General features: G+C 65.8%; 11 protein-coding genes. 6 read left to right on the top strand and 5 right to left on the bottom strand.

The genetic code is table 11. The annotated features are described in order from the left end of the window. Nucleotides 1-52: 52 nt before the first annotated feature. From AABD04_RS03585 to AABD04_RS03575, 3 genes are read left to right on the top strand one after another with little or no spacing between them, the layout of a single operon-like run. Nucleotides 53-2,326 carry a putative bifunctional diguanylate cyclase/phosphodiesterase gene (locus tag AABD04_RS03585; RefSeq protein ID WP_243608658.1) on the top strand — a complete coding sequence of 758 codons (2,274 nt, stop codon included), beginning with the start codon at nucleotides 53-55 and terminating at the stop codon, nucleotides 2,324-2,326. An 11-nt stretch (nucleotides 2,327-2,337) separates the two neighbouring features. After that, a complete protein-coding gene (bluB, locus tag AABD04_RS03580; protein WP_243608725.1) occupies nucleotides 2,338-2,958 on the top strand; it encodes a 5,6-dimethylbenzimidazole synthase in 621 nt (206 codons plus the stop codon). Then, a complete protein-coding gene (locus AABD04_RS03575; protein WP_243608659.1) occupies nucleotides 2,955-3,995 on the top strand; it encodes an NHL repeat-containing protein in 1,041 nt (346 codons plus the stop codon). The genes bluB and AABD04_RS03575 overlap by 4 nt, the downstream gene beginning before the upstream one ends. A gap of 3 nt (nucleotides 3,996-3,998) precedes the next feature. Here AABD04_RS03575 and AABD04_RS03570 read toward each other — a convergent pair whose 3' ends face one another. The 4 genes from AABD04_RS03570 to AABD04_RS03555 all read right to left on the bottom strand — a co-directional run bounded on the left by AABD04_RS03570 (nucleotide 3,999) and on the right by AABD04_RS03555 (nucleotide 6,676). After that, a complete protein-coding gene (locus AABD04_RS03570) occupies nucleotides 3,999-4,511 on the bottom strand; it encodes a DUF427 domain-containing protein (protein WP_341440247.1) in 513 nt (170 codons plus the stop codon). A 22-nt stretch (nucleotides 4,512-4,533) separates the two neighbouring features. Beyond that, nucleotides 4,534-5,256, bottom strand: a complete 723-nt coding sequence (locus tag AABD04_RS03565) for a DUF2637 domain-containing protein (protein WP_243608660.1) — start codon at nucleotides 5,254-5,256, stop codon at nucleotides 4,534-4,536. A 313-nt stretch (nucleotides 5,257-5,569) separates the two neighbouring features. After that, nucleotides 5,570-5,872 carry a WhiB family transcriptional regulator gene (locus AABD04_RS03560; protein WP_243594630.1) on the bottom strand — a complete coding sequence of 101 codons (303 nt, stop codon included), beginning with the start codon at nucleotides 5,870-5,872 and terminating at the stop codon, nucleotides 5,570-5,572. 243 nt (nucleotides 5,873-6,115) lie between these two features. Next, nucleotides 6,116-6,676, bottom strand: coding sequence for a gluconokinase (locus AABD04_RS03555; RefSeq protein ID WP_243594631.1), 561 nt, complete (start codon nucleotides 6,674-6,676; stop codon nucleotides 6,116-6,118). 80 nt (nucleotides 6,677-6,756) lie between these two features. On the opposite strand from AABD04_RS03555, the gene AABD04_RS03550 reads away from it, so the two are divergent. Then, on the top strand, nucleotides 6,757-7,500 hold the full coding sequence (locus AABD04_RS03550) for a FadR/GntR family transcriptional regulator (RefSeq protein WP_243594632.1): 744 nt from the start codon (nucleotides 6,757-6,759) through the stop codon (nucleotides 7,498-7,500). Nucleotides 7,501-7,559: 59 nt separating this feature from the next. Then, nucleotides 7,560-10,112 carry a trehalose-phosphatase gene (gene otsB / locus AABD04_RS03545; RefSeq protein ID WP_341440246.1) on the top strand — a complete coding sequence of 851 codons (2,553 nt, stop codon included), beginning with the start codon at nucleotides 7,560-7,562 and terminating at the stop codon, nucleotides 10,110-10,112. A 202-nt stretch (nucleotides 10,113-10,314) separates the two neighbouring features. On the opposite strand, the gene AABD04_RS03540 is transcribed toward otsB, so the two are convergent. Further along, nucleotides 10,315-11,421 carry a LacI family DNA-binding transcriptional regulator gene (locus AABD04_RS03540; protein WP_243594634.1) on the bottom strand — a complete coding sequence of 369 codons (1,107 nt, stop codon included), beginning with the start codon at nucleotides 11,419-11,421 and terminating at the stop codon, nucleotides 10,315-10,317. 142 nt (nucleotides 11,422-11,563) lie between these two features. Between AABD04_RS03540 and AABD04_RS03535 the strand changes: the two genes are divergently transcribed. Then, nucleotides 11,564-12,583 (top strand): metal ABC transporter solute-binding protein, Zn/Mn family, encoded by a 1,020-nt coding sequence (locus AABD04_RS03535; protein ID WP_341440245.1) that lies wholly within the window; start codon nucleotides 11,564-11,566, stop codon nucleotides 12,581-12,583. Nucleotides 12,584-12,594: the final 11 nt, after the last annotated feature.

Genomic DNA, 12,594 nt, shown 5'->3' with positions numbered 1-12,594 from the left:
GAGTGTGCCATTGTTGAAGCCGTCGGATCGGCGTGAACGGCTGGAGAAAATCGTGACGGCCTGGTGGCGGTGGTACGCAGTGCTCGGCGCAGTCGGCTGCGCCGCTTACTTCGTGGCCCCGACCACAGTCTGGGGCCAGTCGGTCTTCGTGCTCGTCGGAGCCTCCGCCGTCGCCGCGACTGTCATCGGCACCAGAATGCACCGGCCACGGAACCGCACGGCGTGGCTGGCCATCGCCGCAGGAACAGGCCTGTGGGTGATCGGTGACATCGTCTACGAGTGGATCCACATCACCCGGGGCAGCGTCCCGGATCCGTCGCTCGCAGACGCGGTCTACCTCGTCGGCTATCCGGTCTACGGTTTCGGCCTGTTTCTCCTGGCGCGTCACAAGTGGCGGGCGAGCGAACGCGGCCACGTCGCCAACAGCGCCATCATCATGGTCGCATTCGGACTGCTCACCTGGGTGTTCGCCGTACAGCCGTCGCTCGGCGACGGCGGTAGCTCGGGGATCGCCGGTCTGGTCGACGTCGCGTACCCCGCCATGGACATCTTCCTGCTGGGGCTACTGGCCCACTTCGTCGGCTCGCGGCAGTGGCGCGCGTTGTCCTACCGGTTGCTGACAGCAGCAGTTCTGCTGTTGGTAATCACCGACACCGTGAACAATTTCTCGATGGTCACGGAATCCTCGTCGGAACGGTCGTTGTTCGACGTCGGATGGACCATCTCCTACGTCCTCATCGGCGTCGCCGCCCTCCACCCGTCCATGCGGCGCATCACCAACCCGAACATCGAGTCCGACGCCCACCTGATGGCGTCCTTCACCACCCCCACGGTCGTCGTCCTGACCGCGGCCACCCTGACCGCGCCCGTCGTGATGGTCATCGAGGTCCTTCGCGAAGAACCGATTGCCCAGTGGGGCTGGGCGGTGCTGCTCTGCGCCGGGGCATTGGTGATTCTGGTGATCTTCCGCATCACCGACCTGTTGCGGTTGTTGCACACCCAAACGGTCCAGTTGCGCGCCGTCGCCGACAGCGACCACCTCACCGGCCTCGCCAATCTCCGTGCCCTGGAACATCGCGTCTGGGGCAATGCCGGTGAGTCGACCTTGCTGACTGTCGATATCGATCGTTTCAAGGAGATCAACGACACGTTCGGACGCGGTCTCGGCGACCGCGTCCTCGTGGCGGTCGCCGAGCGCCTGAGAGGCGTTGCCGACGACTCGATCCTGTTGGCGCGCTTGGCCGGTGACGAGTTCGCCCTGTGCGGGCCGTCGGAGTCGATGGATCCGGCCGCGCTGGCGCGCGAGATTCAGAACCGATTCACCACACCCTTCGCGGTGGGGAACACGACCCTGCTGATCGAAGCGAGCGTCGGCGTCGCGTCGACTTCCCCGGCCGTGGAGGGTGCGGACGAGACCACACCGGATCGCCTCGTGCAGCACGCAGACCTCGCCGTTCAGGCCGCCAAGGCGACTCAGTCGCGCATCGCGTTCTACGACCGATCGATGGACCGGAACAAGAGCGAACAACTCATCATGCTCGGCGAGCTCAACACTGCTCTCGAATCCGACCAGCTACGACTGCACTACCAACCCCAGGTCGACCTCACCTCCATGAGGATCGTGGGCGTGGAGGCGCTACTGAGGTGGCACCACCCCGACGGCTCCGTTCTGTCCCCGAGCGCGTTCCTGCCCACCGCCGAACGCACCGGACTGATCCGGCCGTTGACGAGCTACGTCCTCACCCATGCCCTCGCCCAACGCGGGCGGTGGATGGCCGAGGGGCTGGAGTTGAGCATCGCCGTCAACATCTCGACTCGCAATCTGTTCGACGACACCCTGATCGAGCAGGTGAGCGCGGCGCTGCAGCAATTCGATTGCCCTCCAGGTCGATTGACCCTGGAAGTGACCGAGTCATCGGCGATGACCGATCCGGCGGGCGCGATCGAGACGCTGTCGATTCTTCACGCGATGGGTGTGCAGGTCGCCATCGACGACTACGGCACGGGGTACAGCTCGCTCGCCTACATAGAGCGGTTGCCGGTGCAGGAGCTCAAGATAGACAAGACGTTCATCGGGGGTATGGCCCACAACTCCGCGCACGCAGCCATCGTGCGATCGACCGTCGAACTCGCCCGTACGCTGGGATTGTCGGTGACGGCAGAGGGAGTGGAGGACGAGGTGACGATGATGACGTTGCGGGAACTGCGGTGCAGTCGTGCGCAGGGTTACCACCTCGGCAGGCCCACCTCGGCGGATCGATTGCCCGCCCTGGTCGCCGAGATCGACGATCGTCTGAACACTGCTACAGGAGAACGGATATCATGACCGAGGCAGCCCTGTCGGTATATGCGGCCATTCGATCTCGCCGCGACGTCCGCGCCGAGTTCGACGGAACCGTCGTCGACGACGAGACCCTGCGGCGCATCCTCGGCGCAGCACATCAGGCCCCGAGCGTCGGCAACACCCAGCCCTGGGACTTCGTGGTGGTCCGCAAACCCGACACTCTGAGCGCGTTCGCCGCGCATGTGGCCGGTTGCCGTCGGGACTTCGCGGACAAGCTCGACGACGAACGCCGAAAAACCTTCGACCCCATTCGCATCGAGGGGATCGAGACGAGCGGAACCGGCGTAGTCGTCACCTACGATCCCGACCGGGGAGGACGGCACGTCCTCGGCCGCGACACCGTCGACGACACCGGACTGTTCTCCGCCGTACTCGCCATCGAAAACCTCTGGCTCGCAGCGATAGCCGAGAACGTCGGCGTCGGCTGGGTCTCGTTCTACGACGAGGAATACCTCACCGGACTGCTCGACATCCCCGCACCGGTCCGCCCGATCGCCTGGCTGTGCGTCGGCCCGGTCGAATCGTTCCAGGAGGTACCCGATCTGGAACGCTTCGGCTGGCGCACCCGTCGTCCACTCGACGATGCCCTGCACTTCGAGCAGTACCGCCGATGAGGGCGCGCCTGGTTGCAGTTGCGGCCGCATTCCTGGTGGCGGCCGGATGCTCCTCCGGAACACCTGCCGAACCACCCCCTCCCGCAACGACTCCCGCTGCCGAGCCCGCACAGGCCCCGGACTCGGCCGACCCGATCGGCACCGTCGTTCCACTTCCGGGCGCACCCGAGGGTGTCGTGGTCGGAACGTCCGGGATCGCTGCTGCCGGGGTGCGTGAGCCCGACGGCGTAGTGCTGTTCGACGCGGCCACCGGCGTCGTGCGGCAGATGGTGCCGACGACGGGTGCGCCGCGCCATCTCTCGCTCGCCGGGCCGGACGGACCGGTGTTGGTTCCGCTCGAGGGCAGCGACGAACTGCTCGAGATCTCGCTCGCCGACGGCGCGATTCTGTCGACCGCCACCGGGGTGGGGCGTCAGCCCCACGACGCCGTGCAGACCTCCGACGGCACCATCGTGGCCACCAACGAGATGGGCGGCGGAGTGATATTCCTGCGCGACGGGTCGGTGGTGGGAGAACTACCGCCCGGTCCCGTCCAACCCGGTGGTGTCGCCGCTCTCGGCCCGTTCGCTGCCGTCGCAGATGTGCAGGGCAACGGTGTGTGGGTCTACGACGGTGCGACGCAGCAGGAGGTGGCGCAGGCTCCGATCGGCGTCAAGCTCACGCACGCGGTGACGGTGAATCAGACGGTGGCCGGGTTCGCCGACACCGACGGCGGCACGGTTCTTCTCGCATCGGTCGACCCTGACGGGGACATTCGTCAGATCGCATCGATCGATGCGCCCGGCAACCCGTACGGGCTCGCCGTGGATCCCGAACGCCGGCTGCTGTTCGTGACGCTGACCGCGTCGAACGTACTGCGGGTGGTCGACGTGTCCGATCCCGCTGCTCCGCGCACCCTGGGCGATGTCCCGACGGTGACGCAGGCCAATTCGGTTGCAGTCGATCCGCGGACCGGCGACGTGCTGGTCACCGGCAGCGACCCGGGCGCGAGCAGTTCGATTCAGATCATCACGCGCGCCGAGTTGCCCGTCGGGTGAGTGTCACCAGCCGTAGGAGCCCGGGATCCCTTTGAACGGGCCCACCACGTCGTCGGTGATCCAGCCCTCGTAGAACCCGCCTTCCTGGGGCCGGACCGCTCCGCCGTCGATCTCGCAGTCGAGGCGACTCGGCGAGAAGGCGAGGTATCCGGCGATCTCGGCGAAACGCGGAGTGGGGTTCTCGTAGCTCCAACCCGCTGCGGGTGCGACGGCATCTCCGCCGTGTACGTCCCAGTAAGTGGCAGCACCCTTCCACTCGCAGTGCGTCGAGCGGGCGTCCGAGGGCGTCAATGCACCTGGAACCACGTCTGCGGGAGAGATGTACCAGGTCGGTGGGTGGCTCGTCTCGAGCACTCGATATGCGGCGGTGGTGCGGGCGACCACCTCGCCGCCGAGCCGAACGACGAGGGAACGGTTCGAGGACTCGAGCTTGGGTGGTCGAGGGTAATCCCAGACGGACTCCTGGCCCGGCTTCGGCTTCTCGGGAACAACGGATCTCGGCAAGTGTGAACTCATCCTTCGATGGTGCCACCGGCCGTCACGGTGCGTCGACGGGATAGAGATCGTCCACCCGTTCCTCGTCGAGAATCCAGCGATCCACCTCGTCGAGCGGTTCGACCGTGCGCACCGAGGTGACCGGGCTTTCGGGCGGGCGCTGTTCGATGCGGACCGGTTCGATGCGGACCGGTTCGGTGCGCTCGATCGGCGCGGGTGCCGGAATCTCCGGGGTGGGGAATTCGGGCGCAGGTGTCACGGGTTCGACTCTCGGGACCGCGATGGCCACCTCTTCGGGGGCGGATTCTTCGGTGACGGGTTCTTCTTCGGCGATGTCGACGGTCTTCGGCAGTTCAGCCGGTACCCGGACGAGGATGCCGAGTCCGTGGGTTGCGGCCAACAGGCTCACCGGGGCGACAGTGGCAATGGCCGCGGACAGGGCGGGATGCAGCGTGCCGGCGTCGGAGATGAAGGCGTGCATGGCATTTGCCCCGATACTCACCAGAGCTGCCGTGATCAACACACCCCAGAAGAAGCGTCGACCACTGCGTTGATCCTCGAATTGAGCGAGCGCAATGACGGAGATCGTGGCCTGCAGAATGGTGCCGTCGACGATCACCGGCCACAGCCACGACAGCGAACGCGGAACGCCTGCCATCGTGGCGAGATCCCACAGTGCCGCGAAACTGAGCACGAAGGACGCGATTCCGATGACGGTGGTGATGACGACCGCACTGACGAGCGTCGCACGCAGGACCTTGTTCATGGATCGTCATGAAACACGAAGCCACCGACAAGTTCGGTGGAGGCTGCGACGGTCAGGGCGCGAATGTCGATCGGCCGCGCGTCACAGCGGTGTCGACAGCGAGTGCGCCGAGGTAAGGCCGAGTAGTCCTGCGCGTTGTGATCGCCTCGCTGCGGCCCAGTATTGTCGCCCAGCATCCTTCGCACACGCGCGCGCGTTTGTCAGAGGCGCGCGGAATCGCTTTGCGAGCGTTGACAATTGTGAACGCGTCTGGCGAATGCGCGCGCATTTGCCATCATCCCCGCTGCCACCGCGCCGACGTGCTCTCGCAGAATCAAGCGGTTCGGACGGCTCCGCGGTAGAAGTCGGCGCGATCGTGTGCAGACATTCCGCCCCACACGCCGTAGGGCTCGTTCGCTTCGAGTGCATGCCGGCGGCATTGTTCGAGTACCGGGCAGCGGCCGCAGACCTGCTTGGCGGACTTCTCTCGCGAGGTGCGGGCGCGACCTCGTTCACCTTCGGGATGGAAGAAGACGGACGAGTCCAATCCGCGACACAGGCCGTCGAGTTGCCAGTCCCAGACATCTGCGTTGGGAACGGGAAGTTGAACCGGCCTGGCGGGTGCGCCTCGCACCATGAGCTGTCTCCTCACTGAAAAGTGAACAAGCTCACCTTCTCGCATTCGTCATACTTTTACAAGTCCTTTCGGTCATTCGTAGTACTTAAAAGCAAGCGTGCTTGCTTGGAATATGCACGTTCAGTGCAGCCGTCAGCAGACCTGCGCCCCGTTTGCGGCCCCAGGGGCGAATGAATGTCGCATTGCCCCAGTCAGACCGACTGAAGGTCACATTGATCCCCCATCGCGGTCACGATCCGGTAGTCAGTGACTCTCCGACATTCCCGCGCGCTTCTCGAGTTCGAGCAGAATGTGCTCGGCGATCTTGGTCGGCGGCGGACCGATGTCGACGACGATGGAGTTCTCGTCCTCACCCAGCGGCTCGAGGGTCGAGATCTGCGTGTCGAGCAGCGAGGACGGCATGAAATGGTCCATCCGAGCATTGAGCCGACCGCTGATCCGATCCTTGGTTCCGGCCAGATGCACGAAGATCACCTCCGACCCCTCCCTCGACCCCGCGGCCAGCACGTCCCGATACGTCCGCTTGAGCGCCGAGCACGTCACGATCCCCGACCGGCCCGTCGTGGTGTGGTCGGTGATCCATTCCGCGATCACGTCGAGCCACGGCCACCTGTCCTCGTCGGTCAGCGGCTGACCGGCCGCCATCTTTGCCACGTTGGCCTCCGGATGCAGGTCGTCGCCCTCCTGCAGGTCCCATTTCAACGCGCCGGCGAGAATTCCCGCCACCGTCGACTTGCCCGATCCGGACACTCCCATCACCACGAGAACCGGATGATGCGCTCTGCCTGTCGTCTGTGATGCCATCCCTCGATACTGCTCCATTGCGCCCGCCTGGATCGGACAGACGCGAGAAACCGGGCAACCCGTGGGACGATCGATCGGACATGAGCGAGACCAACGACTTCCGCCAACTGCACGATTCGGTGCTCGACGAACTCGGGCGCGACATCGTCAGCGGCGCGATTCCGAGCGGAACCCGAATCTCGGCCGACGACGTCGCCGTGCGATTCACCGTGTCGCGAACCGTCGTGCGAGAAGTGGTTCGTGTCCTGGAATCGCTGGGGTTGCTCACCGTGCGTCGGCGCGTGGGAATCACCGTGCAGGGCTCGCAGAACTGGAACTCCCTCGATCCGGTGGTCATCCGCTGGCAACTCGCAGGGCCTGCGCGCGCCGAACAACTACTGCTGCTCAGCGAACTACGTTCGGGCATCGAGCCGTTGGCGGCCAAACTCGCCGCGCATCGAGCAACACCGGAGCAATGCGGTGCGTTGACGGCCGCCGTCATCGGAATGTCGTCGACGTCGAGAGCAGCCGACTCCGACGCCTACCTCGCCCACGACTGCAATTTCCATCGCACCTTGCTCGCCGCGTCGGGCAATCCGATGTTGCGGTCCATGTCCGACATCGTGGTCGAGGTTCTCGCCGGCCGAACCCGCCACGCCCTGATGTCGAGACAGGCCGACCCGGAGGCCATCCGTCTGCACGGCGTCGTCGCGTCGTCCATCCAATCCGGCGACGCCGAGGCCGCCCAGCGAGCCATGTTGGCCATCGTCACCAAATCCGCCGCGTCGATGTCGGCGGCCTCGGGTGTGACGCCGTCGCCCGGTCTGGTGCCCGACCAGCAGTGATACACCGAGCGCACAAAGCCAGCTACACCGAGGCGGGGTTCATCGCCTAGATTCGACGGGTGACTGCTCTCGAATTGCCGCTCGAACTTCGCCGCGCGCTCGTTGGAGTAGCTCGGACTCCGCGCCTGCTCGTCGCATCCGATTACGACGGCACCATGGCACCGATCGTCTCCGACCCGCAGAAGGCCTTCCCCCACCCCGAGTCCGTCAGCGCCATGCGCGGGCTGGCCTCACTGGCCGGTACCAACGCTGCCGTCATCTCCGGACGTGCACTCAGGGATCTCGCGATACTCTCTCGGCTGCCGTCCGAGGTGCAGCTGGTGGGCAGCCACGGCAGTGAGTTCGACGCCGGATTCATCAACGCCATCGACGAGGACGCCAAGAAGCTCCTCACTCTCATCACCGGAGAACTGCAGGCCATCGCCGACGCCCATCCCGGCGTGAGTGTCGAAACCAAGCCGGCCAGCGTCGCGCTGCACGTGCGCAACGCCGAGACCGCTGCCGGTGACGAAGCGCTCGCCGCCGTGCGATCCGGCGCTGCGGCCCGGGACGGTGTGCAGGTCACCGAAGGCAAGTCGGTGATCGAGTTGGCCGTCATCGTGACCGACAAGGGCGTTGCCCTCGACATTCTTCGCCACCAGGAAGCAGCTACTGCCGCAGTCTTTTTCGGCGACGACGTCACCGACGAGAAGGCCTTCGGGCGCCTGCACGGTCCGGACATCGGCGTCAAGATCGGACCGGGCGACACCCTCGCGGAGTTCCGCATCGACAGCACCGAGCAGGTCGCACTCGCACTGGCGTTCCTGCTGGAAGAGCGTCGGCAGTGGCTTTCGGGAGCCGACGCCCCGCGCATCGAGCGACTGACGATGCTGGCCAGCCCCAATGCCGTTGCGCTGCTGACCCCCGACGCCGACGTCACGTGGCTCTGCCACCCCGAACCCGATTCCGCAGCCGTGTTCGCGCACCTGCTCGGCGGCGATCAGGCGGGCCACTTCAGCGTCGGACCCACCCGAGCGTCGTTGCCACTGAGCCAGCAGTACGTGGACGGCACGATGACGGTGCAGACCAAGTGGGCCAGCCTTCAGGTCACCGACTATCTGCCGCACGACATCGGCCAGGGCCAGACCGCGTTGACGCGCGTCATCACCGGCAAAGCCACCGCCGTGGTGACCTTCGCGCCGCGTCCGGAATTCGGAAAGGCCTGGGCCTCACTGGAACCCGACGCCGACGGCCTGCGCGTTCTCGGTACCGCAGATCCGATGGTGCTGCGCAGCCCCGGCGTCACCTGGAACATCGTCTCCGACGGGTCTCAGCAGACCGCACACGCCGAGATCGATCCGTCCGATGGGCCGATCGTGCTCGAATTACGCCTCGGCACAGACGATCTGACCGAACACCCATGGGAGGAGGTGGAGCGTCGCCGCGCCTCGGAGGCGTACTGGAAGGACTGGGCCGACGGCCTGGACCTGCCTCCGCTCAAGCGCGATCTGATGAAGCGCTCGGCCCTGACCCTGCGTGGGCTCGTACACGCCGAATCCGGTTCGATCATGGCCGCAGCAACCACCTCCCTGCCCGAAGACATCGGCGGAGTGCGTAACTGGGATTACCGCTACTGCTGGCTGCGCGACGCCGCACTCACCGCAGCCGCACTCGTCGACGTCGGATCGACTGCCGAGGCCGAGAACTACCTGTCGTGGATTCACGGTGTACTGGAATCGGTATCGGGCCCCGAGCGTCTGCACCCGCTCTACACAATCTGGGGTCTCGGACTTCCGCCCGAGGCCGTCATCGACGAACTGCCCGGCTACGCCGGCTCGCGTCCGGTGCGCGTGGGAAATGCTGCCAATCAACAGGTTCAGCTCGATGTCTTCGGTCCCATCGTCGAACTGGTGTCCGCTCTCGCCCATGCCCGCAAGGCCGCAGGATCGGACCACGGTCTCTCCGACGACGATTGGGAACTCGTCCGCGCCATGGTCGAAGCCGTCGAGCGTCGCTGGTTCGAGCCCGACCACGGCATCTGGGAAATCCGCGACAATCCCCGTCACCACGTCTACTCCAAGGTGATGGGCTGGATCACCGTCGATCGCGCCATTCGACTGGCCGAAACCTTCGGTCGCACAACAGAACCCGGCTGGGCATCTTTACGCGAGACCATCCGCGAGGAAGTACTCGCCAACGGATGGAACGAGGAAGTGCAGTCCTTCACCGCCGCGTACGACGGCACGGATCTCGACGCCGCGACGCTGTTCATCGGCCTGTCCGGACTGATCGAGCCGACAGACCCACGTTTCGCGGCCACCGTCACCGCCACCGAGGCCGAACTGCGCAGCGGCTCGACGGTCTATCGCTACCGCCACGACGACGGTCTCCCCGGCGGCGAAGGCGGCTTCCACCTCTGCGCGGCCTGGCTCGTGGAGGCATACCTGTTGGTGGGGCAGCGAGCCGAAGCCGAGGCTCTTTTCGCTCAACTCGTCAGTGCCGCAGGCCCCACCGGACTGCTCAGTGAGGAATACGACCCCATCGCCGAACGCTCGCTCGGCAACCACCCCCAGGCCTACAGTCACCTGGGTCTACTGCGTTGCGCGAGATTGCTCAGCTCCCAGCCTGCCTGACCCCCGCTCGCACCCCACCCCCGCCCCGCCACCCCCGCTCGGCGTCAATGGACCACTGCACACGTCTGAGCCCTGCAATGGTTCATTGACCCACCGGGGTCTGCTGCGTGAATGTCACCCTGCATACGTCTGAACCGTGCAAGGGTCCATTGACGCGGACAGGGGGGGGGTGAACCTGGGGGCGAGCGGGCGACGGCAAGGGTCAAGCGATAGCGGGCGGCTGTTTCGGCGGCGGCCCTGCGGTTCGGCCGCGGAAGAGTTCGGTCGGCAGGGTTTCGGCGGCGACGATTCCCGAGTGCGAGGACGAGAGCACCAGTTTGCCTGCTCGACGACCTTTTTCCTCGGCGTCCTGGCGCACGGTGGTGAGGTTCTCGCGAATGGCGTCGGAGATGCCGTCGAATCCGGTGACCGAGAGTTGGCTCGGCACATCGATTCCGGAGACTCGGGCGAAGTTGAGTGCACCGAGGGCGATGACGTCGGTGGTGCAGAGCAGCGCGGTGGTTTCGCGGTTGGCCTGGAGTGCCTGGGCGGCGGCGGAGTGCCCGGAGCGAACGGTGTGGTCGAAGCGTTCCACGACGGTGAGGATGTCGGGGTCGAGTCCCGCGTCGATCATGGCCGCTTGGACTCCGGCGATACGTTCGCGTTGGACGTGGAAGTGACTGTCCGCCAGCCGCCCCGGGGGTACGACGCCATCGCGCCGGTCGCGTCCGAGGCGCATGCACAGCACGGCAAGGTGTTCATGACCCTGCGAGATAAGATGTGCGGCAAGCATTTTCATCGCGCCGCGATCGTCGATGGCGACGAGAGCGGCCTCGGGAATGTTGCGTGGTTGATCGCAGACGACGATCGGCAGGTGACGTTCACGCACCGCAGCGAGGTACGGGTCGTCGTCGGCGACGGAGTAGACGACGAATCCGTCGACTCCGGCTTGCTGGACGACGGCGGCGGCCTGCACGTCGTCGCGTTCGGCTCCGGCGGGGATGAGCAGTAGGCCCTGCCCCGCGGCTTCGCAGGACTCGGCGAGTCCGGCGAGAAAGCTCATCGCGGCGGGGTCGCGGAAGGAGTAGCTCAGAGCTTCGGTGAGGAGCAATCCGATCGCCCCGGCCTTGCGGGTGCGCAGTGATCGGGCAACCGGATCGGGGCCGGCGTATCCGCGGCGCTTGGCGGCCTGGAGGACGCGTTCGCGGAGTTCCGGGGAGAGCTGATCGGGTCGGTTGTAGGCGTTCGAGACGGTGGTGCGCGATACCTTGAGCTCGGCTGCGATCGACGCCAACGTCGCCTGACGTCGCGGTTCGCTTGACCTGGCCATAACCGGGACGTTAGTCCCACTACGCACCGCAGAGAAAGTCGAGGTCGCGTTTCGTCCGATTCGATCGGCGACCCCGCTTCACGCTAGAGTACAACGGTAACGGTTTCCATTAGCGTCAAGTTCCGCTCACAGGAGTACATCGATGTCGTCCATCCATCGCGCGTCCCGGACCAAGCTCACGGCTGTACTGGGCCTGACCTGCGCCGCAGCTCTCACGCTCAGCGCGTGCAGCTCCACCGAATCCGCGAGCACCGAGTCCGCACCGGCCACCGCCGTCGACGGACCGATCACGATCATCGCGTCCACGAACGTCTGGGGAAGCGTCGCCGAGGCGGTTGCAGGCGATCTGGCAACAGTGACGTCGATCATCTCCGATCCCTCCGCCGACCCGCACTCCTACGAGGCGAGCCCGGCCGACGCGGCCGCCGTCGCCGAGGCGTCACTCGTGGTCTTCAACGGTGGCGGCTACGACCAGTTCATCGAGGACATTCTCGGCTCGGAGGGCCAGGACGTACCGTCGGTCGACGCCTACGCTCTGCTCGACGAGAGCCACGATCACGACTCCGAGCCCACCTCCGACGAAGCGACGCCGGAAGCAGAAGCAACGGACGGTGACGGCCATTCACACGGCGAGGTCAACGAACACGTCTGGTACAACGCCGAGGTCGCCGCCCACACGGCCGAGGAGATCGCCGACAAGCTCGGTCAGCTCGACCCCGACAACGCCGCGCAGTACACCGCCAACGCCGAGACCTTCCACGAGCAGGTCCACGGCATCACCGACGTGACGGCGAAGATCGCCGCGGACTTCCCCGATGCACCGGTGGCACAGACGGAGCCGATCGCGCACTACCTCATCGAGGAGTCCGAACTCGACGACCGCACTCCCGAGGACTTCAAGGACGCGATCGAGGAGGGCAACGACCCGTCGCCCGCGTCGATCGCCGCGACCCGCGATCTGTTCACCTCCAAATCTGTTCGCGCGTTGGTCTACAACATTCAGACCGAGGATGCGGTCACCCAGGACATCCGCTCCACCAGCGAGGCTGCGGGCATTCCCGTCGTCGAGGTCACCGAAACGCTCCCCGCAGGCATGACGTACATCGAGTGGCAGACCAAGGCTGCGACCGATCTGCAGGCCGCTCTCACCACCGCCTCCTGACCCGATCCGCG

The organism is Rhodococcoides navarretei (assembly GCF_038069675.1).
In the GTDB taxonomy this organism is placed as follows: Bacteria; Actinomycetota; Actinomycetes; order Mycobacteriales; family Mycobacteriaceae; genus Rhodococcoides; species Rhodococcoides navarretei.
The sequence above is the reverse complement of the archived record's forward strand: the minus strand, read 5'-3'. Positions and strand labels throughout refer to the sequence as shown.

What these genes read in the sequence shown, in the direction of transcription:
- AABD04_RS03550 (WP_243594632.1), top strand. Translation starts at nt 6,757, where the DNA reads ATGAGCGAGACCAACGACTTCCGCCAACTGCACGATTCGGTGCTCGAC.
- AABD04_RS03565 (WP_243608660.1), bottom strand. Translation starts at nt 5,256, where the DNA reads ATGAACAAGGTCCTGCGTGCGACGCTCGTCAGTGCGGTCGTCATCACC.
- AABD04_RS03575 (WP_243608659.1), top strand. Translation starts at nt 2,955, where the DNA reads ATGAGGGCGCGCCTGGTTGCAGTTGCGGCCGCATTCCTGGTGGCGGCC.
- AABD04_RS03570 (WP_341440247.1), bottom strand. Translation starts at nt 4,511, where the DNA reads ATGAGTTCACACTTGCCGAGATCCGTTGTTCCCGAGAAGCCGAAGCCG.
- AABD04_RS03560 (WP_243594630.1), bottom strand. Translation starts at nt 5,872, where the DNA reads ATGGTGCGAGGCGCACCCGCCAGGCCGGTTCAACTTCCCGTTCCCAAC.
- AABD04_RS03535 (WP_341440245.1), top strand. Translation starts at nt 11,564, where the DNA reads ATGTCGTCCATCCATCGCGCGTCCCGGACCAAGCTCACGGCTGTACTG.
- AABD04_RS03555 (WP_243594631.1), bottom strand. Translation starts at nt 6,676, where the DNA reads ATGGCATCACAGACGACAGGCAGAGCGCATCATCCGGTTCTCGTGGTG.
- AABD04_RS03540 (WP_243594634.1), bottom strand. Translation starts at nt 11,421, where the DNA reads ATGGCCAGGTCAAGCGAACCGCGACGTCAGGCGACGTTGGCGTCGATC.